General features: G+C 56.7%; 25 protein-coding genes. 6 read left to right on the forward strand and 19 right to left on the reverse strand.

Annotated features, from left to right (window positions below; translation table 11 throughout):
- Window positions 1–142: 142 nt before the first annotated feature.
- The 11 genes from aspS to B9Z42_RS01945 form a co-directional block, all read right to left on the reverse strand.
- Complete coding sequence (gene aspS, locus B9Z42_RS01895) at window positions 143–1,954, reverse strand: aspartate--tRNA ligase (protein ID WP_100131629.1); 1,812 nt, start codon at window positions 1,952–1,954, stop codon at window positions 143–145.
- Between the two features lie 2 nt (window positions 1,955–1,956).
- On the reverse strand, window positions 1,957–2,592 hold the full coding sequence (locus B9Z42_RS01900; RefSeq protein WP_100131630.1) for a DUF502 domain-containing protein: 636 nt from the start codon (window positions 2,590–2,592) through the stop codon (window positions 1,957–1,959).
- Between the two features lie 24 nt (window positions 2,593–2,616).
- On the reverse strand, window positions 2,617–2,976 hold the full coding sequence (locus tag B9Z42_RS01905) for an FmdB family zinc ribbon protein (RefSeq protein ID WP_100131631.1): 360 nt from the start codon (window positions 2,974–2,976) through the stop codon (window positions 2,617–2,619).
- A 103-nt stretch (window positions 2,977–3,079) separates the two neighbouring features.
- The gene (locus B9Z42_RS01910) at window positions 3,080–4,525 is read right to left on the reverse strand and encodes a sodium:solute symporter family protein (protein WP_100131632.1); all 1,446 of its coding nucleotides are present in this window, start codon (window positions 4,523–4,525) and stop codon (window positions 3,080–3,082) included.
- A gap of 18 nt (window positions 4,526–4,543) precedes the next feature.
- The gene (gene ubiB, locus B9Z42_RS01915; protein ID WP_100131633.1) at window positions 4,544–6,112 is read right to left on the reverse strand and encodes a ubiquinone biosynthesis regulatory protein kinase UbiB; all 1,569 of its coding nucleotides are present in this window, start codon (window positions 6,110–6,112) and stop codon (window positions 4,544–4,546) included.
- Window positions 6,109–6,681 (reverse strand): hypothetical protein, encoded by a 573-nt coding sequence (locus B9Z42_RS01920; protein ID WP_100131634.1) that lies wholly within the window; start codon window positions 6,679–6,681, stop codon window positions 6,109–6,111. The genes ubiB and B9Z42_RS01920 overlap by 4 nt, the downstream gene beginning before the upstream one ends.
- Window positions 6,682–6,740: 59 nt before the next feature.
- A complete protein-coding gene (locus tag B9Z42_RS01925; protein ID WP_100131635.1) occupies window positions 6,741–7,691 on the reverse strand; it encodes a Tim44 domain-containing protein in 951 nt (316 codons plus the stop codon).
- A 27-nt stretch (window positions 7,692–7,718) separates the two neighbouring features.
- Window positions 7,719–8,450 (reverse strand): bifunctional demethylmenaquinone methyltransferase/2-methoxy-6-polyprenyl-1,4-benzoquinol methylase UbiE, encoded by a 732-nt coding sequence (ubiE, locus tag B9Z42_RS01930; RefSeq protein WP_100131636.1) that lies wholly within the window; start codon window positions 8,448–8,450, stop codon window positions 7,719–7,721.
- Between the two features lie 16 nt (window positions 8,451–8,466).
- Window positions 8,467–8,886 carry a gamma-butyrobetaine hydroxylase-like domain-containing protein gene (locus tag B9Z42_RS01935; RefSeq protein WP_100131637.1) on the reverse strand — a complete coding sequence of 140 codons (420 nt, stop codon included), beginning with the start codon at window positions 8,884–8,886 and terminating at the stop codon, window positions 8,467–8,469.
- 14 nt (window positions 8,887–8,900) lie between these two features.
- Window positions 8,901–12,773 (reverse strand): FAD/FMN-binding oxidoreductase, encoded by a 3,873-nt coding sequence (locus tag B9Z42_RS01940; protein WP_100131638.1) that lies wholly within the window; start codon window positions 12,771–12,773, stop codon window positions 8,901–8,903.
- Between the two features lie 117 nt (window positions 12,774–12,890).
- Entirely contained in the window at window positions 12,891–13,136 is a 246-nt protein-coding gene (locus tag B9Z42_RS01945) for a hypothetical protein (protein ID WP_233203484.1), read from the reverse strand.
- Window positions 13,137–13,199: 63 nt separating this feature from the next.
- On the opposite strand from B9Z42_RS01945, the gene hemA reads away from it, so the two are divergent.
- From hemA to grxD, 4 genes are read left to right on the forward strand one after another with little or no spacing between them, the layout of a single operon-like run.
- Complete coding sequence (gene hemA / locus B9Z42_RS01950) at window positions 13,200–14,459, forward strand: glutamyl-tRNA reductase (protein ID WP_100131640.1); 1,260 nt, start codon at window positions 13,200–13,202, stop codon at window positions 14,457–14,459.
- A gap of 8 nt (window positions 14,460–14,467) precedes the next feature.
- On the forward strand, window positions 14,468–15,574 hold the full coding sequence (gene prfA, locus B9Z42_RS01955; RefSeq protein WP_100131641.1) for a peptide chain release factor 1: 1,107 nt from the start codon (window positions 14,468–14,470) through the stop codon (window positions 15,572–15,574).
- On the forward strand, window positions 15,574–16,437 hold the full coding sequence (gene prmC / locus B9Z42_RS01960) for a peptide chain release factor N(5)-glutamine methyltransferase (protein ID WP_100131642.1): 864 nt from the start codon (window positions 15,574–15,576) through the stop codon (window positions 16,435–16,437). The genes prfA and prmC overlap by 1 nt, the downstream gene beginning before the upstream one ends.
- 27 nt (window positions 16,438–16,464) lie before the next feature.
- Complete coding sequence (gene grxD / locus B9Z42_RS01965) at window positions 16,465–16,782, forward strand: Grx4 family monothiol glutaredoxin (protein ID WP_100131643.1); 318 nt, start codon at window positions 16,465–16,467, stop codon at window positions 16,780–16,782.
- A gap of 44 nt (window positions 16,783–16,826) precedes the next feature.
- On the opposite strand, the gene B9Z42_RS01970 is transcribed toward grxD, so the two are convergent.
- The 3 genes from B9Z42_RS01970 to B9Z42_RS01980 all read right to left on the reverse strand — a co-directional run bounded on the left by B9Z42_RS01970 (window position 16,827) and on the right by B9Z42_RS01980 (window position 19,779).
- Complete coding sequence (locus B9Z42_RS01970) at window positions 16,827–17,258, reverse strand: hypothetical protein (RefSeq protein ID WP_100131644.1); 432 nt, start codon at window positions 17,256–17,258, stop codon at window positions 16,827–16,829.
- Window positions 17,255–17,944: a lytic transglycosylase domain-containing protein gene (locus B9Z42_RS01975; protein ID WP_233203485.1), complete on the reverse strand. Its 690-nt coding sequence runs from the start codon at window positions 17,942–17,944 to the stop codon at window positions 17,255–17,257. The genes B9Z42_RS01970 and B9Z42_RS01975 overlap by 4 nt, the downstream gene beginning before the upstream one ends.
- Window positions 17,945–18,033: 89 nt before the next feature.
- Window positions 18,034–19,779 (reverse strand): proline--tRNA ligase, encoded by a 1,746-nt coding sequence (locus tag B9Z42_RS01980; protein ID WP_100131646.1) that lies wholly within the window; start codon window positions 19,777–19,779, stop codon window positions 18,034–18,036.
- Window positions 19,780–19,884: 105 nt separating this feature from the next.
- On the opposite strand from B9Z42_RS01980, the gene B9Z42_RS01985 reads away from it, so the two are divergent.
- On the forward strand, window positions 19,885–20,514 hold the full coding sequence (locus B9Z42_RS01985) for an RNA pyrophosphohydrolase (protein WP_100131647.1): 630 nt from the start codon (window positions 19,885–19,887) through the stop codon (window positions 20,512–20,514).
- Between the two features lie 41 nt (window positions 20,515–20,555).
- Here B9Z42_RS01985 and proB read toward each other — a convergent pair whose 3' ends face one another.
- The 4 genes from proB to rplU all read right to left on the reverse strand — a co-directional run bounded on the left by proB (window position 20,556) and on the right by rplU (window position 23,433).
- Complete coding sequence (proB, locus tag B9Z42_RS01990; protein WP_100131648.1) at window positions 20,556–21,695, reverse strand: glutamate 5-kinase; 1,140 nt, start codon at window positions 21,693–21,695, stop codon at window positions 20,556–20,558.
- Between the two features lie 23 nt (window positions 21,696–21,718).
- Window positions 21,719–22,786, reverse strand: a complete 1,068-nt coding sequence (gene cgtA / locus B9Z42_RS01995) for an Obg family GTPase CgtA (protein ID WP_100131649.1) — start codon at window positions 22,784–22,786, stop codon at window positions 21,719–21,721.
- A 65-nt stretch (window positions 22,787–22,851) separates the two neighbouring features.
- The gene (gene rpmA / locus B9Z42_RS02000; protein WP_100131650.1) at window positions 22,852–23,109 is read right to left on the reverse strand and encodes a 50S ribosomal protein L27; all 258 of its coding nucleotides are present in this window, start codon (window positions 23,107–23,109) and stop codon (window positions 22,852–22,854) included.
- 12 nt (window positions 23,110–23,121) lie between these two features.
- Window positions 23,122–23,433, reverse strand: a complete 312-nt coding sequence (gene rplU / locus B9Z42_RS02005; protein WP_100131651.1) for a 50S ribosomal protein L21 — start codon at window positions 23,431–23,433, stop codon at window positions 23,122–23,124.
- 181 nt (window positions 23,434–23,614) lie between these two features.
- Here rplU and B9Z42_RS02010 point away from each other — a divergent pair, with 181 nt between their 5' ends.
- Window positions 23,615–24,544, forward strand: a complete 930-nt coding sequence (locus B9Z42_RS02010) for a polyprenyl synthetase family protein (protein ID WP_100131820.1) — start codon at window positions 23,615–23,617, stop codon at window positions 24,542–24,544.
- 23 nt (window positions 24,545–24,567) lie between these two features.
- Here B9Z42_RS02010 and B9Z42_RS02015 read toward each other — a convergent pair whose 3' ends face one another.
- Window positions 24,568–24,972 carry a hypothetical protein gene (locus B9Z42_RS02015; RefSeq protein WP_158235886.1) on the reverse strand — a complete coding sequence of 135 codons (405 nt, stop codon included), beginning with the start codon at window positions 24,970–24,972 and terminating at the stop codon, window positions 24,568–24,570.
- Between the last annotated feature and the right edge of the window lie 20 nt (window positions 24,973–24,992).

The raw sequence follows: 24,992 nt of genomic DNA on the forward strand, positions 1-24,992 counted from the left end.
CCGAATAAAAGGTCAGTGTAGGAACAAGCATCACGCCGTGGACAATATTTGCCCAAGAATGCAAATTGAGTTTTTTGCGTACGGCAGCACACAGACAAACGCCACCCGAGGGTGGCGTTTGGCGTGAAAGTGTCAGTGCTGTTTAGGCTTTTGCAGCATCCAAATTGCGCAAACGAATGTGCAATTCGCGCAACTGTTTTTCGTCCACAGGGCTCGGTGCTTGCGTGAGCAAACACTGCGCGCGTTGTGTCTTGGGGAAAGCAATCACGTCACGGATCGACTCTGCACCGGTCATCAAGGTCACGATGCGGTCCAAACCGAAGGCCAAGCCGCCGTGTGGTGGCGCACCGTATTGCAACGCGTCGAGCAAGAAGCCGAACTTGAGTTGGGCTTCTTCGGGCGTGATCTTCAAAGCGTCAAACACTTTTTGTTGCACGTCAGCGCGGTGAATACGCACCGAGCCTCCGCCCATTTCCCAGCCGTTCAACACCATGTCGTAGCCCTTGGAGATGCACTTCTCGGGCGCAGTGACCATCCAGTCTTCGTGGCCGTCTTTGGGCGCGGTGAAGGGGTGGTGCACAGCGGTGTAACGCTGGCTTTCGTCGTCGAACTCGAACATCGGGAAGTCAACCACCCACATCGGCGCCCAACGGCTTTCGAACAAACCATTCTTCTTGCCAAACTCGCTGTGGCCAATCTTGATGCGCAAGGCTCCGATGGCGTCGTTCACGATCTTGGCTTTGTCTGCGCCGAAGAAAATCAGGTCGCCATCTTGAGCGCCTGTGCGCTCGAGCACCGCAGCCAAAGCTGCGTCGTGGATGTTTTTCACGATGGGTGATTGCAAGCCGTCACGGCCCTTAGCCAACTCGTTCACGCGGATGTAGGCCAAGCCCTTCGCACCGTAGATCTTGACGAACTCGGTGTAAGCGTCGATCTCGCCACGGCTGATGCCGCCGCCTTCAACCGAACCGTTGGGCACGCGCAGGGCCACCACGCGGCCGCCCTTCATGTTGGCAGCGCCTGAGAACACTTTGAAGTCCACATCGCCCATGACGTCGGTCAGTTCGGTGAACTGCAATTTCACGCGCAGGTCGGGCTTGTCAGAGCCGTAGATGTGCATGGCGTCTTGGTAGGTCATGACCGGGAACTCGCCCAAGTCAACGCCAATGGTTTTCTGGAACACGCGTTTGATCATGCCTTGGAACATGTCGCGGATTTCTTCCTCGCTCAAGAACGAGGTTTCAATATCAATCTGGGTGAATTCAGGTTGACGGTCTGCGCGCAAGTCTTCGTCGCGGAAGCACTTGGTGATTTGGTAATAACGGTCATAGCCCGCCACCATCAACAACTGCTTGAACAACTGAGGTGACTGTGGCAACGCAAAGAAGTGGCCGTCGTGCACACGGCTTGGCACGAGGTAATCGCGCGCGCCTTCGGGCGTACTCTTGGTGAGCATCGGTGTTTCGATATCCACAAAGCCGTTTTCGTCCAAGTACTTGCGCACTTCCATCGACACTTTGTAGCGCAGCATCAGGTTGTTTTGCATGTACGGGCGACGCAAGTCGAGCACGCGGTGTGTGAGACGCGTGGTCTCCGACAAGTTGTCGTCATCAATTTGGAAGGGAGGCGTGACCGACTCGTTCAACACGATCAGCTCATGGCACAGCACTTCAATCTTGCCGCTCTTCAAGCCTTCGTTGGTCGTGCCGTCAGGACGGGCACGCACCAAGCCTTTGACTTGGATACAAAACTCATTGCGCACATTCTCAGCCACGTTGAACATGTCAGCGCGGTCTGGGTCGCACACCACTTGCACGTAGCCTTCGCGGTCACGCAGGTCAATGAAGATCACGCCGCCATGGTCACGGCGACGGTTAACCCAGCCGCACAGGCTCACGGTTTCGCCAATCAGGGCTTCGGTCACCAGACCGCAATAGTGGGAACGCATTGCCATTTTTATTTTCTCTTTCCGTTGAGTGCTGGGGCGCTAGGAGATACGGCGCCCATGGAGATGACGTACGTCAGCGCTTCATCGACGCTCAAATCGAGCTCGATGACATCGCTGCGCGGCACCAGCAAGAAAAATCCGCTGGTGGGGTTGGGGGTGGTAGGCACGTAAACGCTCAGATGTTCACCATTTAATTTGCTAGCGACTTCACCCACAGGCGTGCCTGTTTGAAATGCGATGGTCCACATGCCTGCGTGTGGGTATTGCACCAATAAAGCTTGGCGAAACGCGTTGCCGTTACTGGAAAACAAGGTGTCAGACACCTTCTTCACGCTGGCGTAAATCGACTTAACGATGGGAATGTTGGTGAACAACTTGTCCCACTGACGTACCAGCCATTTACCCAAAACGTTGGAGGCTAATGCACCCGTGACCAACAGGACCAGCAACACCAAGATCACACCCAAGCCGGTCATATTGCGCATGCTCGTCACGGTGTCTTGCGACACCAAAGGACGAAACTTGGAGAGGGTGTCGATGAAGATGCCGTCCATGATGCCCACCAGCCAGGTCAGCACCCAGACGGTGATGGCCAAAGGCGTCCAGACCAAGAGGCCTGCGAGCAGGTATTTTTTAATCGGCATGAAAGACCTAATGGTTTTGAAAAATCAGTGACAAGCGCAGCCTGTGGCACAGCCACCCGAAGCGGCAGACGTGGCGGGGGTGCTAGAAGCGGTGTCGGTGCTGCTGCTTGAACTGCTGCTGGCAGCTGTGCTGTCACTGGCTGTGGCTGTGGCTGCGTCAGCCTTACCTGTTGCAGCGGCTGGGGCTGAGGTACCGCCAGAGCCGCCTTTGAAGTCGGTGGCGTACCAACCCGAGCCTTTGAGCTGGAAACCAGCGGCGGTGAGTTGTTTGGAAAACGTGGACTTGCCGCAAGCTGGGCAATCGGTCAACGGATCGTCGGCCATTTTTTGCAAGACGTCCTTGGCATGGCCGCAGGACCCGCATTTGTAGGCATAAATGGGCATGGCTAGGAGGATTCGGTAAAACCGCTAATTATAGGCACCTACCCATGTAAAAGGCTGGGCGCGGCGCTCGGGCGAGCGGGCGGGTCGTTCGCCTCTCACTCGGTCAAACTATGCCCGCTAATTTGTGATGGCCGCTGTGTGTATTACGAATGGCTTGTGGCCCCAAAGAGCCCAACACCATGCCTGCCAAACTGGCCAACACGCCAGCCAATTGAGCCGGAAACTCCTCGCCAACAGGGGTGGCCATGACACCGCCCCAGGTCAACAAACCCAGCGCAATCGCACAAATAGCACCCTGCGTGGTGGCCCTTCTCCAGTACAAGCCAAACGTTAGCGGTACAAATACGCCCACCAAGGTGACTTGGTAAGCGCCCGACACCATTTCATAAATGGAGGTGCCTTGCATGCGAATGGCATAGCCCAGCACAAACAGGCTGAACACCAGCACAGTGACACGCATGGCTTTGAGCTCTTGTTGGTCACTTTGGTGCGGACGAAATTGACGCCAAATGTTCTCTGTGAACGTCACGCTGGGTGCCAGCAGGGTGGCCGAGGCGCACGACTTGATGGCCGACAACAGAGCGCCAAAGAACAGCACCTGCATGACAAATGGCATCTGGGTCATCACCAGCGTGGGCAGCACTTTTTGCGGATCGTCAGCGATGAGCGCCGCTGCTTGCTCGGGCATGATGATCATGGCGCTGACCACCAAAAACATGGGCACAAACGCAAACAAAATATAGCAAACGCCACCAATCACAGGCCCATGCGTGGCGGCCTTGATGCTGTTGGCCGACATGACGCGCTGAAACACATCTTGCTGGGGGATTGAACCCAACATGATGGTGATGGCCGAGGCAAAGAAAAACAAAATGTCTTTCAGATGGGGCTCAGGCCAAAACTTGAACATGTCTTGGCTAATGGCCAGCGCCACCACTTTGTCAGCCCCACCCGCTTGGTCTGCCGCAAACACCGCCAAAACAGACAACCCCACCACCAAGATGATCATCTGAATGAAGTCGGTAACAGCCACCGACCACATCCCGCCAAACAGGGTGTAGGCCAAGATGGACACCACACCAATGACCATGCCCATCTCCATGCTGACAACCCCATCCGACAAGAGATTGAAGACCAGGCCCAAGGCCGTGACTTGCGCCGACACCCAACCGAGGTAGCTAACCATGATGATCAGCGAGCATGCCACTTCGACGGTACGGCCATAGCGCTCGCGAAAATAATCGCTGATGGTGAGCAACGTCATGCGGTAAAGCTTGGCCGCGAAGAACAGCCCCACAAAAATGAGGCAAAAACCTGCACCAAATGGATCTTCCACCACGCCGTGCAAACCGCTGTTCACAAACTTGGCGGGTATGCCCAACACCGTCTCAGAGCCAAACCAAGTGGCAAAGGTGGTGGTGACGATCATGGCCATGGGCAGATGCCGGCCTGCAATGGCGAAGTCCGCCGAGTTTTGAACGCGTTTGGCCGCCATTAACCCAATGGCAATGGTGACCAGCAAATAGACGATGACGAGTGTGAGCAGCACGGGTCAACTCTCCAAAAATCAATGAAACGTGTGAGAACCTAAAAACACCTGCGCCACGACCAAGCCGACCAAAAAGCCTGCGCCCACCCACAACAGGCGATGCAACATGCGGTTGGTGCGGCGTTGCTCGTCGATGAGCAGTTGCAACTGGGCATGGCTGTCGTTTTGACGGTGCTTTAAAAAGTCGTGCACCAAACGCGGTAACTCAGGCAAAAGCTTGGCGTAACGTGGGGCTTCGGCCAGCAATTGTTTCCACAGTTTTTTGGGGCCCACTTGGTCAAGCATCCAAGTTTCCAAAAACGGTTTGGCCGTGCTCCACAAGTCCAAATCGGGATCGAGCTCTCGGCCCAGACCCTCGATGTTGAGCAAGGTTTTTTGCAACAACACCAGTTGTGGTTGTATCTCGACATTGAATCGGCGCGAGGTTTGGAACAAACGCATGAGCACCAGTCCCAAAGAAATTTCTTTCAACGGGCGGTCAAAGTAAGGCTCACACACGGCGCGAATGGCAGACTCCAATTCATCCACACGGGTGTCAGAGGGTACCCAACCCGACTCGATGTGCAGCTCGGCCACGCGTTTGTAATCACGACGGAAAAAGGCCGTGAAGTTTTGCGCCAAATACTCTTTGTCGGTCTCCGTGAGGGTACCCACAATGCCAAAGTCTAGCGAGATGTAACGGCCAAAAGTGGCGGGATCGAGGCTAACTTGGATGTTGCCGGGGTGCATGTCGGCGTGGAAGAAACCATCGCGAAACACTTGGGTAAAAAAGATGGTCACGCCATCACGCGCGAGTTTAGGAATATCCACACCCGCAGCACGCAATCGGTCGACTTGGCTGATAGGCACGCCCTTCATGCGCTCCATCACGATAACGTCGCTGTGGCAGAAGTCCCAAATCATTTCGGGAATCAACACCAGGTTGAGGCCTTCCATGTTGCGACGCAGCTGCGCGGCATTCGCAGCTTCGCGCACAAAGTCAAGTTCGTCGTGCAGGTACTTGTCAAACTCGGCCACGACTTCGCGGGGCTTCAAGCGCTTGCCATCCGCAGATAGACGATCCACCCAACCCGCCATCATGCGCATGAGGCTCAGGTCTTTGTCGATCACGGTCAACATGCCGGGACGAAGGACCTTGACAGCGACTTCGCGTGTCACGCCGTGGCGGTCTCGAATGACAGCAAAGTGCACCTGCGCGATGGATGCGCTAGCCACAGGCTGGTGGGTGAAGTCGACAAACACCTCGTTCAAAGGGCGGCCAAACGCACGCTCAATGATGGTGACGGCAGCGTCAGACGGGAAAGGGGGCACACGGTCTTGAAGGTGCGCCAATTCGTCGGCAATGTCAGGGGGCAGCAAATCACGGCGCGTGGACAAGACTTGTCCAAACTTCACAAAAATGGGGCCCAAGTGCTCCAACGCTTCACGCAAACGTTGACCACGAGGGGCCGACAAATCGCGCCCAATCGACACGATGCGCGCCAGCAAACGCAAACCCGGTTTTTGGAAGCTAGTGAGCACCAACTCATCTAAGCCGTAGCGCAAGGCGATGAGAACAATGTAGATGCCGCGCAACAAGCGTGTCATGTCGAAGCCTTCATCGTCATGCGCTGTTGCACAAAGCTGCGCAAGGCCTCAACCACCCGAAGACCGTTTTGCATCACGGTGTGGGCGGGTGCATCGCCAATCAAACGGGCCAAATCTTCTTCAGCATCCCAGCGCACATGGTCGATGAGCCAATTGACTTCTGCAGCCAACTGCACATCGCCCTCTATGCGAATGGGCGGCTTATCGCCTTGCAAGACGGTTTGAGCTAAGACAACCGGGGAAGGCTCGCTCACACGCAACACCAAGTCGGCCACAGCCGAGCCTGGATGCGAGGACACGATCTCGAGCAAACCGGCGGGTGTGAAGCGACATTGAAACACATGATCGCGCCAGCACACCTGAACTTGGCGGCCTTTTTGGCGCTGCAAGCGATCGCGCGCCGCGGGCTCTTGCATCAACACATGGTTCAAAAACAAAACCACGCGTTGCTGCACTTCAGCCACCACCCAAGCGGGCGGCGTGAACGAGGACGCAAGATGAGGAGGGAGTTTGGCGCGCAGCGCATCCGCTGCGTCGGCCAACCAAGAAAAAGGGGACTGTGTTGCCATAGTCCCCAATTATTCCTTGTTTGGACGCATCTCTCGAAGCGTCCTGATTTTCAGCAGGTTTATTGCAGGGCTTGCACGCCTGCCACCAACCAACCCAAGCTACCGTCTTTGGGCTTGGTCATGTTCCAAACTTCGCGGAAGGGAGTAGGTCCAGCTGCGGCATCTTCACGAATCAAGCCCGAGAATTCAATGCTGGCCATGTAAGACGTGCCAACTTCTTCGATGCCCAACATCTGCGCGTCCAGCATCACCACTTCGGTGTGATTGACTTGACCGCTGGCCGTTGCCTCGCGCTCAGCCAATTGCGCTTTGATTTCTTCCAACATCGTGTCCGTCATCATGACGCGCAGAGCAGGAATGTCGGAATGATCCCAAGCCTGTTGCAAGGCGATGAAGTTTTGCTTGGCAGCGTTCACAAAACCTAAGGTGTCAAAACCAGCTGGAATGCCCCAAGTCTGATTGCTGCCTAAGGCGGCGCCAATCATCGAGCCACCAGCCGCAGGGGTGAAGTTGGTGTGTGTGTCGACCGGACGGGCTGATGAGTCATTGCCTACGTTGTTAGGGTTGTACTGGGGCAAAGAGCTGGGGTTGGTTGGCGCACCGGCGCCTTCAAAAGCGAAGGGGCTGTTGTTAGACGCCGAGTTCTGTTGGCGACGGCGCATGACCATACCAATCACAAGCATCACGCCCAAGGCGATCAAGGCAAACATCAGAATTTGACCAAACTCTGCACCAAAGCCCAAGGAATGCGCCAACCAAGCCAAACCTAAGCCAGCGGCCAAGCCGCCGAGCATGCCGCCCATACCCCAAGATTTTTTAGGCTGAGCGGCGGCAGGCGCAGCATTCTGCGCCGGTGTGGCTGCGGGGGCAGGCTTGGCAGCATCACGCTGCGTCACGTTGCTGGACTGCTGGCCCGTGGACTTGCCACCGCCCAAGCGCTTGGAGGCTTCGGCGTGCATGGTGCCAAACGCCATAGCAATCGCAAAAATAGCTGTCAAAAGTTTTTTCATTTCTTCATCTCCTGTTGTCTCAATGTTTCAGCACTTGATTCCAACATGAAGCGCGACCACACCGGCGCTCATGTTGTGAAAGTCCACATGACCAAAGCCACTTTGTTTCATAAGGGCTTTCAGCTCTTCTTGGCCAGGATGCATGCGAATGGACTCGGCCAAGTAGCGGTAGCTGGCGTCGTCCCCTGCAATCATTTGGCCCAACTTGGGCAGGATATTGAACGAATACCAGTCGTAGGCCTTCTCCAACGGCTTGGCCACTTTGGAGAATTCGAGCACCAACAACTTGCCGTTGGGCTTGAGGACACGGCACATTTCTTTGAGGGCTGCATCTTTGTGGGTCATATTGCGTAAGCCAAAAGCCACACTGACCACATCAAAGTGGTTGTCGGGAAATGGCAATTTTTCGGCATCACACACCAAGGTGGGCAACACAAAACCGTGGTCGAGCAAGCGATCGCGGCCGGTGCTCAGCATGGCTTCGTTGATGTCGGTGTGCACCACGCGGCCGGTTTTACCGACCTTTTTGGCAAACGCCATCGCCAAATCGCCCGTGCCGCCTGCGATGTCGAGCACTTGCGAGCCCTCGCGCAAGTCGGCCACCATGACGGTGTAACGCTTCCAGAGGCGGTGCAAGCCGGCGGACATGAGGTCGTTCATGACGTCGTATTTGGACGCGACCGAGTCAAACACGCCACGGACATGCTTGGCTTTTTCTGTTTCGTCGACGGTTTTGAAACCGAAATGGGTGCTGCTCATAATTTTATTAATTTTATCAATGTGCGTGAGTGCTGCAACCTGCGCCGCCCTTTTCGGGCATAGGCGCATCACGGCTGGTGCCCGCTTCGCTCAAGCGGCGCTCATAGTCAGCCCAAAGCTGGTCTTGCTCGGAACCCAAGAAATACAGGTATTCCCAAGTGAACAAGCCGCTGTCATGGCCGTCAGTGAACGTGGGCTTGATGGCGTAGTTGCCCACAGGCTCCAAACCTTCTAGCCCCACCTCACGCTTGCCGGTTTGCAACACTTCTTGACCTGGGCCGTGACCCTGCACTTCGGCGGAAGGGCTGTAGATGCGCATCAGCTCCAACGGGATGCGAAACGTCACGCCGTCTGAAAAGCTGATTTCAAGCGCACGCGAAGCGCCGTGCACGGTGATATCTTGCGGGGTGGGGGTATGTTTTTCGAGGCCTGCCATGGCTGTCTTTCTGGTTAAACCAACACGCGCTCAATGCCGCCGGCATTGGCTTGGGCCACGTACTCGGGCATCCACTGCTCGCCCAAGATCTTGCGCGCCATTTCGACCACGATGTAGTCGGCTTCGAGCAAACCGTTTTGCAAATCATCGCCATAACGGGTCAGGCCTTGCAAGCAGCTGGGGCAGCTGGTGAGAATCTTCATGTCACCTTTGGCTTGACCGGTCATGGCACGCAAGGCGACTTCGTCTTTTTGCAACTCGGCTTCTTTGCGGAAACGCACTTGGGTCGAAATGTCAGGACGTGTCACACCCAAAGTGCCCGACTCGCCGCAGCAACGGTCGCTCTTGACCACTTGATCGCCGACCAAGGCTTTGACCGTTTTCATCGGGTCTTGCTGCTTCATAGGGCTGTGGCAAGGGTCGTGGAACAAATAGCCTGCTTGTTGCTCGGCGTTGAGCTTGATGTCTTTTTCGAGCAAAAACTCGTGGATGTCGACGATGCGGCAACCCGGGAAGATCTTGTCGAACTCGTAGCCTTGCAACTGGTCAAAGCACGTGCCGCAGCTGACCACCACGGTTTTGATATCGAGGTAGTTCAGCGTGTTGGCCACGCGGTGGAACAGCACCCGGTTGTCAGTGATGATCTTGTCGGCCTTGTCAAACTGACCTGAGCCTTTTTGCGGGTAACCGCAGCACAGGTAACCCGGTGGCAACACCGTTTGCACGCCCGCGTGCCAGAGCATCGCTTGCGTGGCGAGGCCCACTTGGCTGAACAAGCGCTCCGAACCGCAGCCGGGGAAGTAAAACACCGCTTCGGTCTCTGAGGTCGTAGCCTGCGGGTTGCGAATGATCGGGACGTAATCTTTGTCTTCAATGTCCAACAAGGCGCGCGCGGTTTTCTTGGGCAAGTTACCGGGCATCTTTTTGTTGATGAAGTGAATCACCTGCTCCTTGATAGGCGCGGGACCCAAAGTGGCAGGCGGCGCTTTGGTTTGCTTGCGCGCCATCACGCCCAGCACGTCGTGTGCCACGCGTTGTAATTTCATGCCCACATCGACCATCGCGCTGCGCGCGAATTTGATGGTTTCTGGGTTGGTGGCGTTGAGCATGAACATCGCCGCGGCATTGCCGGGGCGGAAGCTTTTTTGGCCCATCTTGCGCAACAAGTTGCGCATGTTCATCGACACGTCGCCGAAGTCGATATTGACCGGGCAAGGCGTCAAACACTTGTGGCAGACCGTGCAGTGGTCGGCCACGTCTTCAAACTCTTGCCAGTGCTTGATGGACACGCCACGGCGGGTTTGTTCTTCGTACAAGAACGCTTCCACCAACAATGACGTCGCCAAAATTTTGTTCCGTGGGCTGTACAGCAAGTTGGCGCGTGGTACATGGGTGGAGCACACAGGCTTGCACTTGCCGCAACGCAAACAGTCTTTCATGCTGCCCGCGATGGCACCAATGTCGGACTGCTGCATGATGAGCGACTCGTGGCCCATCAAGCCAAAACTGGGCGTGTAGGCTTGACTCAAATCGGCGTGACGCAGACTGACATCTGCGTCCGCATGGCGCAGCAATTTGCCTTTGTTGAAACGACCTTCGGGGTCGACACGGGCTTTGTAGTCGGCAAAGGGCTTCAACTCGGCGTCGGTCATGAACTCCAGCTTGGTGATGCCAATGCCGTGCTCGCCAGAAATCACGCCGTCCAAGGAACGGGCCAGCACCATGATGCGGGCCACCGCTTCGTGGGCGGTTTGCAGCATGGCGTAGTCGTCGCTGTTGACCGGAATGTTGGTGTGCACATTGCCGTCACCGGCGTGCATGTGCAGCGCCACCCACACGCGGCCTTTGAGCACGCGTTTGTGAATGGCATTGCACTCCTCCAAGATGGGCAAGAACTGGGCGCCCGTGAAGATGTTTTGCAACACCGCACGAATTTGCGTTTTCCAGCTCGCACGCAAGGTGTGGTCTTGCAACTGCGGGAACAAACCGTCGCAGTCACGCAACCAGCCTTGCCACAGGCTACGAACGTCGTCGATCAAGGCGCGGGCTTGCTGCACACGGGCTTCCATCAACTCAGGCGTGGGAATGTCCGCTGCCTCGTCCGACTTGCCCAACGGCAAGTTGCCTTTGGCAAAAAACTCGTCCAAAGCCTCGCACAAGGCGATCTTATTGCGCAAGCTCAGCTCGATGTTGATGCGCTCAATGCCATCGGTGTACTCGGCCATACGTGGCAATGGGATGACCACGTCTTCGTTGACCTTAAAGGCATTGGTGTGGCGGCTGATGGCTGCTGTGCGTTTGCGGTCCAGCCAAAACTTTTTACGCGCTTCAGGGCTGACTGCCACAAAACACTCACCGCTGCGCGAGTTGGCCATGCGGGCCACTTCGGAGGTGACGCGAGCCACGTCGTCGGCGTTGTCACCCGCAATGTCGCCAATCAGCAGCATTTTGGGCAAGCCGCCGCGCTTGCTCTTGGTGGCGTAACCCACGGCGCGCAAGTAGCGATCGTCCAAATGTTCCAAGCCAGCCAGCAAGACACCGCTGCGCTTTTGCTCGGCAAACATGAAGTCTTTGATCTCCACGATGCTGGGCACGGCGTCTTTGGCGTTGCCAAAAAACTCCATACACACCGTGCGGGTGTGCTGGGGCATGCGGTGCACGATCCAGCGAGCGCTGGTGATCAGGCCGTCACAGCCTTCTTTTTGAATGCCAGGCAGACCGCTCAAAAACTTGTCAGTCACGTCTTTGCCCAAGCCTTCTTTGCGGAAGGTTTTGCCGGGAATGTCGAGGCGTTCTTCGCGGATGGGCGTCTTGCCATCGGCTTGGAAATAGTTCAGCACAAAGCTGGCCATCTCGGCATCGTGAATCTTGCCAAGGTTGTGCTGCACGCGAGTGACTTCCAGCCACTGCGCGTCCGGCGTCACCATGCGCCAGCTGGCCAAATTGTCGAGCGCTGTGCCCCACAACACGGCTTTCTTGCCGCCCGCGTTCATGGCAATGTTGCCGCCTATACACGAGGCTTCGGCCGACGTGGGGTCGACCGCAAACACAAAACCACCGCGCTCTGCGGCGTCGGCCACGCGTTGCGTGACCACACCGGCTTCGGTCCAAATGGTGGGTACGGGCTGGTCAAGGCCCGGCAAGTTGCGCATCTCCACCTCGGTCATGGCTTCGAGCTTTTCGGTGTTGATCACCGCGCTGCGCCATGTCAGGGGAATGGCACCACCGGTGTACCCCGTACCGCCGCCGCGCGGCACGATGGTCAGGCCCAAATCGATACAGCCCTTGACCATGCCGGCCATTTCGGCCTCGCTGTCAGGTGTCAACACCACAAAGGGGTATTCCACGCGCCAGTCGGTGGCGTCGGTCACATGCGACACGCGCGACAGTCCGTCGAACTTGATGTTGTCGCTGGCGGTGAGCTTTTTTAACAGGCGTGTGGTCTTTTTGCGCAAGTCGGCAATGGTGTCGAACTGCGCGTTGAATTCTTCAATCGCACGGCTGGCCGCCTGCAACAACTGGCCCACCAAGGCATCGCGCTCGGCATCGTCTTGTGGTGTGCGGCGTCGGGCCACTTCACCCAAACGGTGGTGCAAAGCCTCGACCAATTGGTGGCGACGCTTGGGCGTGTCCAACAAATCGTCTTGCAAATACGGGTTGCGCTGCACCACCCAAATATCGCCCAACACCTCGTACAACATACGGGCAGAGCGCCCAGTTTGACGCTCTTGACGCAGACGCAAGAGCAACTCCCAAGCCTCCACACCGAGCAAACGGATCACGATTTCGCGATCTGAGAACGAGGTGTAGTTGTAGGGAATTTCGCGCAGCCGAGGGCTTTCAGGGGCCGTGGCGAGCAAATGGTTGAGCGAGGTGGGAGCGTTCATAGATCAGGGGGCGCGTAAACGGCGCTGTGGGTTCGCTTATTGGGAGTGAATGGTACTGCAGGGTATGCCCCTGAGGCTGACCGGTCCCTGAGAGTACTTACCCACCAAGTGGATGCTTCAGCGTCGCCAACCTTGGCTCATCAGCCATTGGGAGGTCGCGCAGACCAACACCAAAGCGCCGTAGGTGGCCATCTTGCCGTCAGCACCCCACAACCACAAACCGCCCAGCAAAGTAACCGTGCCCATCAAACCACCCCAAAACGTCTGTTTCAGCACGCTCCAACGGGAGGCTGGCAGCCAGCCACGCAGCGCAAACCGGGCCAACAAGGCGCACAACAAAGCCATCCACCAGGCGGGAGCCATGAAGTTAAAAGTGTGAATGACGTGTTCTAAAGGGCCCATGCGCGTAAATTTTATAATCTGGGGATGGCAGTCTGGGCTTTGGGCCTCAATCACAACACAGCTCCGCTCGATTTGCGGGGAAAATTTGCGTTCGCCCTCGAACAAATGGCACCCACATTGAGCGCTTTGCGACTCAGTCATACCCAAGGCAGCGAGGTGGCCATTTTGTCTACCTGCAACCGCACCGAAATTTATGGCGCGGGCGACACCAGCCAACTTCAACAAACCTTGGCCTGGTTGGCTCAATCGGGGGGCGTGTCGCCCGATGCGCTGCACGGCCACACCTACGCCCTGCAAGACGACCAAGCCGCCCGACACGCCTTTCGCGTTGCCAGCGGCCTCGACTCCATGGTGCTGGGCGAGCCCCAAATCTTGGGTCAAATGAAAGACGCGGTGCGCGCTGCCTCTGAAGCCGGGGCCTTGGGCACCACCCTTAATCAACTGTTTCAGCGTTCTTTCGCGGTGGCCAAAGAAGTACGCAGCTCCACCGAAATTGGCGCGCACTCCATCAGCATGGCCGCCGCTGCCGTGCGTTTGGCCAGCCAGCTGTTTGAAGATTTGGCTCAAACAAAAGTGTTATTTGTGGGCGCCGGTGAAATGATTGAGCTTTGTGCCACCCATTTCGCCGCCAAAACGCCCAAAACCATCGCCATTGCCAACCGTACCCTAGAACGTGGCGAAAGACTTGCTGCCCAATTTGGCGGCGAAGTGATGCGTTTGGGCGACTTGCCCGACCGCCTGCACGAATTTGATGTGGTGGTGAGTTGCACCGCCAGCACCCTGCCCCTGATTGGCTTGGGTGCCGTCGAGCGTGCCCTGAAGCAGCGTAAACATCGCCCCATGTTCATGGTCGACTTGGCCGTACCCAGAGACATTGAGCCTGAAGTGAAGTCTCTCGAGGACGTTTACCTCTACACCGTGGACGATTTGTCGGTGGTGGTGCAAACCGGCCAAGCCAACCGCCAAGCCGCGGTAGCGCAAGCTGAAGTCATCATTGACGCGGGTGTACAAAGCTTTACCCATTGGCTGGATCAGCGCAGCAACGTGCCGCTGATTCAGCAACTCAACAGCCAAGCTGACGAATGGCGTCAAGCCGAACTCGCCCGTGCACGCAAACAACTGGCCAAAGGCGACGACGTGGAGGCGGTGCTCGAAACCCTGTCACGCGGCCTGACCCAAAAAATGTTGCACGGCGCCATGGCTGAGTTGCACGCGGGTGACGCCGCTGCCCGCGAGAATGCCCGCCACGCGATTGAGCACTTCTTTTTGCGCGGCAACCGCTAGGCTCGCCCATGAAAGACTTTTTACGCGCCCAACTGGCGCGCTACACGCAACGCTTGGCCGAGCTCGATTTCTTGCTGTCTCGCGAAGACATCATGAAGGACATGACGCAGTTTTTGGCCCTGTCACGCGAACACACCGACGTGGCCGCGACCGCCAGCCGTTTCACCCGCTACCAACAGCGCGAAGCCGACCTGCAAGCCGCACAGCAGATGCTGCAAGACGTGGGCAACGATGACGAGATGCGCGCCATGGCGGACGAAGAAATCGCCAGCGCCCAAAGCGAGTTAACGCAGCTAGAAGCCGAATTGCAGCGCATGCTGCTGCCCAAAGACCCCGACGATGCGCGTCCCGCGTTCATTGAAATTCGTGCAGGCACCGGCGGCGACGAGTCAGCCCTGTTTGCCGCCGATCTGCTGCGCATGTACATGCGCTACGCCGAGCGACAAGGCTGGCGCACCGAAATCGTCAGCGAATCGCAAAGCGAACTGGGGGGCTACAAAGAAGTGGTGGTGCGCATGGACGGCGGCTCAAGCGGTGATGGCGTGTATGGCTGGCTCAAGTTTGAGTCGGGTGGCCATCGCGTGCAGCGCGTGCCCGCCACCGAAACCCAAGGCCGCATCCACACCAGCGCGTGCACGGTGGCGGTACTGCCCGAGCCGGACGAGGCCGAAGCCATCAAAATCAACCCGTCCGATTTGCGCATCGACACCTACCGCGCCAGCGGTGCGGGCGGCCAGCACATCAACAAAACCGACTCTGCCGTGCGCATCACCCACTTGCCCACGGGCATCGTGGCCGAATGCCAAGATGGTCGCAGCCAGCACAGCAACAAGGCGCAAGCGCTGAAAGTGCTGACCGCTCGTATTCAAGAAAAAGACCGCTCCGAGCGGGCCGCCAAAGACGCGGCCATGCGCAAAGGCTTGATTGGCAGTGGCGACCGCTCGGACCGCATTCGCACCTACAACTTTCCGCAAGGACGTTGGAGCGACCACCGCATCAACCTGACGCTGTACAAGCTCAACTTCATCATGGAAGGTGATTTGAGCGATGCGCTGCAGGCCTTGCGCCATGCGCATGAAGCCGAGCAGTTGGCAGCCCTAGAAGTTGGTCATTGATGAGCGAGCACGCGCTCACCATCCAGCAAGCCCTCACGGCGGCGCAAGCTTTGGGCCTGCCGCGCCTTGACGCCCAAGTGCTGCTGCTGCATGCCTTGGGCCGCGAACCGCATGACCGAGCGTGGCTGCTGGCCCACAGCGACGATGTACTACCCCCAGCCGTGCAAGCCGTTTGGCACACCTTTGTGCAGCGGCGACTGGGCACCGAGCCCGTGGCCTACATCACCGGTCACAAAGAGTTTTTCGGCCTGCGCTTGCACGTCGACGCCCGCGTGCTAGACCCGCGTGCCGACACAGAAACCTTGGTGGAATGGGCCTTGTCTTGTCTCGCCGATACACCTGCCCCCTCTGTGGTGGATCTGGGCACGGGCAGCGGTGCCATTGCCTTGGCACTCAAGCACACGCGCCCGGATGCCCAATTGAGCGCCGTCGACGCCAGCGCTGACGCCGTGGCCGTAGCCCAGGCCAACGCGCAACGCTTGGGTCTGGCGATGACGTTTCACCATGGTTCTTGGCTCGCGCCCTTTGAACGGCCCAACGCTAACCACCCCGTTTTGTTCGATGCCATCGTCTCCAACCCACCTTATGTTGCTAGCGACGATGCCCATTTGACCGGCTTGAAACACGAACCCCTGTCCGCCTTGGCCTCGGGTCACGACGGGCTAGACGACATCCGTCTGATCGTGCGTCAAGCGAGCCAACACCTCAAACCTGGCGGCTGGCTGCTGCTGGAACACGGCTATGACCAAGCCCATGCCGTGCAGACGTTGCTGGGCAACCAAGGCTTTGAAGCGGTACAAAGCCGCCCTGACATCGCGGGCATCCTGCGTTGCTCTGGCGGACAATGGCCAACAGTGAAATAATTAACTTTTGATTTGGAGAGTGACTTCATGAGCGATACACAACAACGCATTGATGAACTGGTGAAGAGCAACGAGGTGGTGCTGTTCATGAAAGGCAGTGCAAGCTTCCCCATGTGCGGATTTTCTGGCCGCGCCATTCAGATCTTGAAAGCGTGCGGCGTAGACGCCAAAGGCATCAAGACCGTGAACGTGCTGGACGATGCTGAAATCCGTCAAGGCATCAAGGAATACAGCAACTGGCCCACCATCCCTCAGCTCTACATCAAGGGCGAGTTCATTGGCGGCTCAGACATCATGATGGAAATGTATGAGTCCGGCGAGTTGACCCAAGTGATCAACGGCTAAGCCCTCGCGCTTTCATGCCCAGCCCGCTTCAGAGCGGGCTTTTTTTATGGCGGCGTTGTGACCATAGGCCCAACGACAGGCACTGGGGACGTTGCTGGCGTGGTGGGTTTGCATTCGACATTGCCGTAACGCTGTATGCACATGCTTTGCGCACAGGCACTGATCAAGCTTTTGCGGGGCTCTTCGTTGCGGTCTACGATGACGGGCTCCATGGTCGAGATGGGGCGCATGTAAGTGATAGGCGTGCACACGGTCTGTTTGACATTGGCCGCATTTTGAACTGCCACACAGCTCAGTTGCCCAGTGGCCACCTGCACCCAGCGTTGACGCATTTCAAACGTTTGAACTTTGTCCTCTGGGTATTGACTGAACGCCCCTGGAGAACATGTTTGATACGCAGCCTTGTACTCAGGCGTGGCACAACCGCCCAGCACCAAAAGGCACACACACAAAAAGGGGAAAAAGTAAGTTTTCATGACCACCCCATTTTGGCGGAGATGACGGCGTTGGGATAGTCCATGCGCCCCCGGCTGCCGTTGTAACGGCCTAAGGCCAAGGCCAAATTTCCATTTTCAAGGTCGAGGTAGTGGCGCAAGATCACGCAGCCAAAGCGCAAATTGGTCTGCGCTTGAAACAGCACCGACGCGTCATCTTGCGCCAAGACGCGTGTCCAAAATGGCATGACCTGCATGAAGCCACGTGCACCAGCGCTGCTGATCGCGAACTTGCGGAAACCGCTTTCGACTTGAATCAAGCCCAAGACCAAGGCGGGCTCTAACCCTGCGCGCTGGCTTTCGTACCAGACGGTTTGCAAAAACTCACGCCGCAAAGGTGCGCTCGCTAACTCATGTGCCAAGACATCGGGTGCGCCATTGGGGCTGTTGGGGGCTGCAGCAACGCCCAAGTTAGCCGGTGTGGGGCTGGCTTTGCGGCGTTGCAATTGTTTGTCTAAACGCACCTCGGTCTGCATCAACCACTGCTGAAACGCTTGCGCCGCTTTGGCATCGGCATGCACCAAAGTCGGCGGACCGGATTGATGCACGGCCGCACTGAGTGCGGTGCGCACGGAGTCGATCAAGGGCTCTTCGCGTTGGTTGCCGGCGTGGGTCGCAGGTACGCACAAAACACACAGAAAAAATGCAGAGGTCGTTAGTCGCAGCACGCGGCAAAAAAGACTGCATGGTGTTCGCACCAGGTGCTCAACCCCCGCCCTGCCAGTGAGGCACAAACGGGAGTGAGCACACGGCGGCATCACAAACCGAGCTTGGCTTTCACATGCGCCAACACGTCGGCCACGGCCACTTTGGTGGACTCGGCGTCACGGCGGTGTTGGTACTCGACCACACCATCCTTCAAGCCTTTGTCACCAATGGTCACGCGGTGGGGCACGCCAATCAGCTCCCAATCGGCAAACATGGCGCCGGGGCGCTCGCCACGGTCATCCAAGATGACGTCCACGCCCAAGGCCAACAGCTCTTTGTAGAGCGTGAAGGCCGCGGTTTTAACGTCTTCGCTACGGTCCATGTTGACGGGGCAAATCACCACGGTGAATGGCGCAATGGCGTCGGGCCAGATCATGCCGCGCTCGTCGTGGTTTTGCTCAATGGCAGCCGCAGGCAGGCGGGTCACGCCGATGCCGTAGCAACCCATTTCCATGAATTGCGGTTTGCCGTTCACGTCTAAGAAGGTGGCGTTCATGGCTTGGCTGTACTTGGTACCGAGGTAGAACACATGGCCCACTTCGATGCCGCGCTCAATGGCGAGCATGCCTTGGCCGTCTGGCGAAGCGTCGCCTGCCACCACGTTGCGGATGTCAGCCACCAAATCGGGTTCGGCCACGTCGCGTCCAAAATTGACGCCGATCATATGGAAGTCGACCTCGTTAGCGCCGCAAATCCAGTCAGCCATCACAGCCACATCACGGTCTGCCACGATCTTCAATGGCTGCTTCAAGTTGACGGGGCCGAGGTAGCCGGGCTTGCAACCGAAGTGGTCGTCAATCTCACCAGTGGTGGCAAAGCGGAAGCCGCCTTCGAAGCCAGGTAACTTGCCCACTTTGACTTCGTTCATGTCGTGGTCACCGCGCAAGAGCAAAAGCCACACGTGTGACTTGATGACTTCACCTTTTTCGTTGAGGGTGTCAGTGGCCAGCACCAATGACTTGACGGTGGTGTTCAAAGGCACGTTCAGCAAGGCAGCTACGTCTTCGCAGGTGCTCTTGCCTGGCGTTGCGGTTTTGCTCAGGGCCTGCGTGGCTGAACCGCGCGTTTGCGCAGGCGCCAAAGCCTCGGCCTTTTCCATGTTGGCGGCGTAGTTGCTGGTGGGGCAATAGACGATGGCGTCTTCGCCGGTGGCGGCAATCACTTGGAACTCTTCGCTCAAGTCGCCACCAATGGCGCCACTGTCTGCGGCCACGGCACGGTAGGTCAAACCGAAGCGGTCAAAAATCTTGCGGTACGCATCGGCCATGACTTGGTAGCTCTGCTTGGCTGAGACTTGATCACGGTCGAAGCTGTACGCGTCTTTCATGATGAATTCGCGACCGCGCATCAAACCAAAACGTGGACGACGCTCGTCGCGGAATTTGGTTTGAATTTGGTAGAAATTTTTAGGCAACTGCTTGTAGCTGCGAATTTCTTGGCGAGCAATGTCGGTCACCACCTCTTCGCTGGTGGGTTGCACCACAAAGTCACGGCCGTGGCGGTCTTTGATGCGCAGCAGCTCGGGGCCCATTTTGTCGAAGCGACCGGTTTCTTGCCACAGCTCAGCGGGCTGCACCACGGGCATGGTCAGCTCAATCGCGCCTGCTTTGTTCATCTCTTCGCGCACGATGGCTTCGACCTTGCGAATGACGCGCAAGCCCATGGGCATGTAGTTGTAAATGCCAGCGCCGAGCTTTTTGATCAAGCCCGCGCGCATCATCAATTTATGGCTGACCACTTCGGCATCAGCGGGGGCGTCTTTGAGGGTAGAGATGAGAAACTGGGAGGCTTTCATGCGGGTAATCGAATCGTCAATTTAGAGGGGAATTAAGGCGAATTCTGAGTGAAGTGCTGCAGCTCTGTGCATAATCAACTCAGTTTAAAAATTTGAGGTTTGATTATGCTTGACCGAGAAGGGTTCAGACCCAATGTCGGCATCATCTTGCTCAACCAGAGAAATCAGGTTTTTTGGGGCAAGCGCATTCGAACCCACAGCTGGCAGTTCCCGCAAGGTGGCATTGACCGAGGCGAAACGCCCGAGCAGGCCATGATCCGCGAATTGCACGAAGAAGTGGGGCTCAAACAAGAGCATGTGCGCATTGTTGCCCGTACCCGTGATTGGTTGCGCTATGAGGTGCCAGACCGGTTCATCCGCCGTGATGCACGCGGTTTTTATAAAGGCCAAAAGCAAATTTGGTTTTTGCTTCAGTTGATGGCGCCCGATCATCATTTGAATTTGCGTGCCACCGATCACCCAGAGTTTGATGCTTGGCGTTGGAACGATTATTGGGTGCCACTCGACGTGGTGGTGGAGTTCAAACGAGGTGTGTATGAAATGGCGCTGACCGAGCTTTCGCGCTTTTTGCCACGTCAAGACCATCGCCCACGCTTCCAGCGCAGTGGCAACCCACACCCACAAGACATGATGGTGATGTCCAAGCAATTTGGGATGTCGGGTCACATGGAGTTGCCGCCAGGCGCGACGTTTGATCCTGATCCGCAATCTGCGCTTCGCCCAGAAGAGAGTTAGAGACACCCAAGGTGGGTGGCTTGCCAACCCACGCCGTTTGGTCAAGACAGCTTGGTGAGCACCAAGTTGTCGCGGTGGACCATTTCGGCCTCGGCCACGTAGCCTAGCAACGACTCCACATCACTCGAGGGCTTACGACACAACAAGCGCGCTTCGGCGCTGGCGTAATTGGCCAGGCCACGCGCAACTTCTTGGCCCAGACCATCAAGGATGGCGATCACATCACCCCGAGAAAAATCTCCGGTGACGGCCGTCATGCCAATGGGCAGCAAACTTTTACCTTCATGACGCAGCTTTGCAACGGCCCCGTCGTCCACAGTGATAGCGCCACGCAGCTGAAGGTGATCGGCCATCCATTGCTTGCGGGCTTGCTGCTTTTGAGTCGGCGCAATGAGCAATGTGCCAATGGACTCACCTTGCGTCAGTCGTAACAAGGCATCGGGCTCGCGACCCCAAGCGATCACTGTCGAGGCGCCCGAACCTGCGGCACGTTTAGCGGCCAAAATTTTGGTGAGCATGCCACCTCGGCCAATGCTCGAACCTGCACCACCGGCCATATCTTCGAGCGCTGGATCACCGGCCTTTGCTTCGTGAACAAACGTGGCAGCGGGGTCACGGCGCGGGTCAGCGGTGAACAAGCCTTTTTGATCCGTGAGGATGATCAAGGCATCGGCCTCGACCAAGTTGGCTACCAACGCACCCAAGGTGTCGTTGTCGCCAAACTTGATTTCGTCGTTCACCACGGTGTCGTTTTCATTGATGACCGGCAACACGCCATGGGCCAACAAGGTCAACAAGGTGGAACGGGCGTTCAAGTAACGCTCACGGTCAGCCAAGTCAGCGTGGGTTAACAGCACTTGTGCAGAACCCAAACCGTTTTCACGCAACTTGGTTTCGTACATTTGAGCCAAACCCATTTGACCGACGGCGGCGGCGGCTTGTAACTCGTGCAGTTCTTTGGGGCGCGTGGTCCAACCCAGACGCTTCATGCCTTCGGCAATCGCCCCACTGGAGACCATGATGAGTTCGCGGCCATCACGCACCAGCGCGCTGAGTTGACGACACCATTCACCGATGGCCTGCTCGTCTAAACCACGACCTTCATTGGTCACCAAACTAGAACCGACTTTGACCACGATACGACGCGCATCGCGCAACACGGTGGAATGAAGTTCTGTCATGTTGAAACGTTGATGTTGGAACGTTAAGGCGTGGGTTCAGCAAAGCGCGGGTCGATGTACTCAGGCGGCTGCTCGGCCACCTGCTGCGCTTTGATGTGCTTGTAGATTTCTTTGATCAAAGGCTCACAACCCTCACGCGTCAACGCGGAGATTTCAAACACGGGGCCTTTGTATTTGAAGCGCTTGACGAAGTCGGCCACCAAGGCGGCGCGCTGTTCAGCAGGCACCATGTCGAGCTTGTTCAAGACCAACCAACGGGGTTTGTCGTACAAAGCTTTGTCATATTTCTTAAGCTCGGCCACGATGGCTTTGGCTTGTGCCACGGGATCCACATCGTCGTCAAAAGGCGCGACATCCACGATCTGCAACAGCAAACGGGTGCGTTGCAAATGGCGCAAAAACTGGTGGCCCAAGCCCGCGCCATCAGAGGCACCTTCAATCAAACCGGGCACATCAGCGACCACAAAGCTTTGCTCCGGGCCCACGCGCACCACACCCAAATTGGGGTGCAAAGTCGTGAATGGGTAATCGGCAATTTTGGGGCGCGCGTTAGAAATGGCCGAAATCAAGGTGGACTTACCGGCATTGGGCATGCCCAACAAACCGACGTCAGCCAAAACTTTCAGCTCCAACTTGAGTTCACGCTTTTCACCGGGCCAGCCTGGCGTTTTTTGACGCGGCGCACGGTTGATGGCGCTCTTGAAACGCATGTTGCCAAAGCCACCGTCACCGCCTTTGGCGATGGTGATGACCTCACCTGGCGTGAGCAACTCAAACAACACGTCGCCGGTTTCAGCGTCGGTGATGATGGTGCCCACCGGCATTTTCAAAATAATGTCGTCTCCGGCCGCTCCGAACATGTCAGAGCCCAAGCCATGCTGCCCGCGCTTGGCCTCGTGGCGGCGCGAGAAGCGGAAGTCGACCAAGGTGTTCAGGTTGACGTCGGCAATGGCAAACACATGCCCGCCTCGCCCGCCGTCCCCACCATTGGGACCTCCAAATTCTTTGTACTTCTCATGGCGGAACGAGACGCAGCCGTTCCCCCCATCGCCAGCGGCAATGTCGATATAGGCTTCGTCAACGAATTTCATGGATGTAGTCTTAAAAGAGTAAAGCCCCGACGAATCGGGGCTTTGCAACACTCAGCTTAATTCAATTAAGCAGGTGTCACGTTGACCATGTGCTTGTTCAAAGCGCCTTTAACGCCGAACGAGACGTGGCCGTCAACCAATGCGAACAAAGTGTGGTCCTTGCCCACGCCGACGTTAACGCCGGGGTGAAACTTGGTACCACGTTGGCGCACGATGATGGCGCCAGCGGAGATCAACTCACCGCCGAAAGCTTTCACACCGAGCATTTTGGGCTTGGAATCGCGCCCGTTTCGCGTAGAGCCGCCGCCTTTTTTCTGTGCCATGTCAAATGCTCCTTAGCCGTTGATGGAAGCAATCTGCAGTTCAGTGAACTGCTGACGATGCCCTTGGCGTTTTTGGTAATGCTTACGACGACGCATTTTGAAAATGCGCACTTTGTCGTGCTTGCCATGAGACAAAACCGTCACTGTGACAGTTGCGCCGGACACCAAGGGTGTGCCGATCTTCAATTCAGCGCCGTTGCCGACTGCCAAAACTTGATCGATCACAATCTCTTGGCCTACGTCCGCAGCAATCTGTTCTACTTTAATTTTTTCACCAGCAGCAACACGATACTGTTTGCCACCGGTTTTTATGACCGCGTACATGTGAGACCTCTAGATAAGAATCTATTTGGATATCTGCGAACGAATTTCCGCAGAGCCCGAAATTGTAGCAGTTCCATAGGTCTTTGCTGACTCTCTATAATTTGCCAGCATTTCAACAGTTGAGTACACCCCCGTTTTGACCTCTGCATCCTCCACCGCCTTGCCTCTGATTGCTGCCGATATGGCAGAAGTGGACCGCGTCATCGCGCAACGCCTGGACTCGGGCGTACCTCTGGTGAGCACTGTTTCTCAGTACATCATCTCCGCAGGGGGCAAACGCATTAGGCCAGCCTTGGTGCTGCTGATGTCTGGCGCACTGGGGTACCAAGATGAACAACGTCACAACTTGGCTGCGATCGTGGAATTTATCCATACCGCCACGCTGTTGCACGACGATGTGGTGGACGAGTCCACCTTACGCCGTGGTCGCGCTACCGCCAACGAATCGTTTGGCAACCCAGCCAGCGTGTTAGTGGGTGATTTTTTGTACTCGCGCGCCTTCCAAATGATGGTCAACACAGGCGAAATGCGTGTCATGGAAGTGCTGGCAGACGCCACCAATGTGATTGCCGAAGGCGAGGTCTTGCAACTGATGAACATGCATGACGCCTCGTTGGATGAAGCCGGTTATTTGCGGGTGATTCGCTCAAAAACAGCCAAATTGTTTGAAGCCAGCACCCGCTTAGCAGCCATCATGGCGCGCAGCACGCAAGCCGTGGAGTCGGCATGCGCCGAATACGGCCAAGCCCTCGGCACCGCATTTCAAGTGATTGACGATGTGCTTGATTACGACGGCGACGCGCAAGAGCTCGGTAAAAATTTAGGGGACGATTTGCGTGAGGGGAAAAACACCCTTCCCCTGATTTTCGCCATGCAACGCGCGTCCGAACCCGAACGCCTTCTCATTCAACGTGCCGTCGAAAACGGCGAGATGGAAGCACTGCATGACATTGTTCGCATCGTGCGCAACACAGGTGCTTTGGAAGCTACACGCCACGCAGCCGGCTTAGAAGCTGAACGGGCCATTGCGGCGTTGCACGTTTTGGCGCCCAGCCCCTACCGTGACGCACTGCATGCTTTGGCAGCGCAGCTCTTAGACCGTCGCAGTTAAGCCCTGGTCAACCAGCGTGCGCTTTATTCGCGCACCAGCCGACACGGTGCTTTGATACCTTTTTCTGCGCGCTTTTCTTCACAATATTTCATTGCACGTCGCTCGCCCTCAGCGGACATCTTGATGTGAATCGAGCAGCGAAATATCATTTTTTCGCCATCTGAATGACTGTCAAACGCAGCAGCACAGTGGCTCATCGGCGTCATTTCTGGCTTTTGCTCTTTCCATACCGCGCGCAAGGGTTCTGGTAATTCACTCACTGCCACCGAAGGGTAGCCTGAGGCACTCACGCGCAACCCCATCAGCGCAAAAAGAATAAAACCGAAAATAAATATTGTTTTTTTCATTTGGAGTTTGTTTTGTTGAAAAATTATTTTATGGTGATCATCCGCTGATAGAACGTCAACCTCAATACAAAAAGCCCGCATTCAGCGGGCTTTTGACGTCT

The sequence above is a fragment of the Limnohabitans sp. B9-3 genome (assembly GCF_002778325.1).
GTDB classification, from domain to species: domain Bacteria; phylum Pseudomonadota; class Gammaproteobacteria; order Burkholderiales; family Burkholderiaceae_C; genus Limnohabitans; species Limnohabitans kasalickyi.

What these genes read in the sequence shown, in the direction of transcription:
- B9Z42_RS01905 (WP_100131631.1), bottom strand. Translation starts at nt 2,976, where the DNA reads ATGCCCATTTATGCCTACAAATGCGGGTCCTGCGGCCATGCCAAGGAC.
- ubiB (WP_100131633.1), bottom strand. Translation starts at nt 6,112, where the DNA reads ATGACACGCTTGTTGCGCGGCATCTACATTGTTCTCATCGCCTTGCGC.
- cgtA (WP_100131649.1), bottom strand. Translation starts at nt 22,786, where the DNA reads ATGAAATTCGTTGACGAAGCCTATATCGACATTGCCGCTGGCGATGGG.
- hemA (WP_100131640.1), top strand. Translation starts at nt 13,200, where the DNA reads ATGGCAGTCTGGGCTTTGGGCCTCAATCACAACACAGCTCCGCTCGAT.
- prmC (WP_100131642.1), top strand. Translation starts at nt 15,574, where the DNA reads ATGAGCGAGCACGCGCTCACCATCCAGCAAGCCCTCACGGCGGCGCAA.
- B9Z42_RS01900 (WP_100131630.1), bottom strand. Translation starts at nt 2,592, where the DNA reads ATGCCGATTAAAAAATACCTGCTCGCAGGCCTCTTGGTCTGGACGCCT.
- B9Z42_RS01925 (WP_100131635.1), bottom strand. Translation starts at nt 7,691, where the DNA reads ATGAAAAAACTTTTGACAGCTATTTTTGCGATTGCTATGGCGTTTGGC.
- aspS (WP_100131629.1), bottom strand. Translation starts at nt 1,954, where the DNA reads ATGGCAATGCGTTCCCACTATTGCGGTCTGGTGACCGAAGCCCTGATT.
- B9Z42_RS02015 (WP_158235886.1), bottom strand. Translation starts at nt 24,972, where the DNA reads ATGCGGGCTTTTTGTATTGAGGTTGACGTTCTATCAGCGGATGATCAC.
- rpmA (WP_100131650.1), bottom strand. Translation starts at nt 23,109, where the DNA reads ATGGCACAGAAAAAAGGCGGCGGCTCTACGCGAAACGGGCGCGATTCC.
- B9Z42_RS01985 (WP_100131647.1), top strand. Translation starts at nt 19,885, where the DNA reads ATGCTTGACCGAGAAGGGTTCAGACCCAATGTCGGCATCATCTTGCTC.
- B9Z42_RS01935 (WP_100131637.1), bottom strand. Translation starts at nt 8,886, where the DNA reads ATGGCAGGCCTCGAAAAACATACCCCCACCCCGCAAGATATCACCGTG.
- B9Z42_RS01940 (WP_100131638.1), bottom strand. Translation starts at nt 12,773, where the DNA reads ATGAACGCTCCCACCTCGCTCAACCATTTGCTCGCCACGGCCCCTGAA.
- B9Z42_RS01920 (WP_100131634.1), bottom strand. Translation starts at nt 6,681, where the DNA reads ATGGCAACACAGTCCCCTTTTTCTTGGTTGGCCGACGCAGCGGATGCG.
- rplU (WP_100131651.1), bottom strand. Translation starts at nt 23,433, where the DNA reads ATGTACGCGGTCATAAAAACCGGTGGCAAACAGTATCGTGTTGCTGCT.
- prfA (WP_100131641.1), top strand. Translation starts at nt 14,468, where the DNA reads ATGAAAGACTTTTTACGCGCCCAACTGGCGCGCTACACGCAACGCTTG.
- ubiE (WP_100131636.1), bottom strand. Translation starts at nt 8,450, where the DNA reads ATGAGCAGCACCCATTTCGGTTTCAAAACCGTCGACGAAACAGAAAAA.
- proB (WP_100131648.1), bottom strand. Translation starts at nt 21,695, where the DNA reads ATGACAGAACTTCATTCCACCGTGTTGCGCGATGCGCGTCGTATCGTG.
- B9Z42_RS01945 (WP_233203484.1), bottom strand. Translation starts at nt 13,136, where the DNA reads ATGGCTCCCGCCTGGTGGATGGCTTTGTTGTGCGCCTTGTTGGCCCGG.
- grxD (WP_100131643.1), top strand. Translation starts at nt 16,465, where the DNA reads ATGAGCGATACACAACAACGCATTGATGAACTGGTGAAGAGCAACGAG.
- B9Z42_RS01970 (WP_100131644.1), bottom strand. Translation starts at nt 17,258, where the DNA reads ATGAAAACTTACTTTTTCCCCTTTTTGTGTGTGTGCCTTTTGGTGCTG.
- B9Z42_RS01980 (WP_100131646.1), bottom strand. Translation starts at nt 19,779, where the DNA reads ATGAAAGCCTCCCAGTTTCTCATCTCTACCCTCAAAGACGCCCCCGCT.
- B9Z42_RS02010 (WP_100131820.1), top strand. Translation starts at nt 23,615, where the DNA reads ATGGCAGAAGTGGACCGCGTCATCGCGCAACGCCTGGACTCGGGCGTA.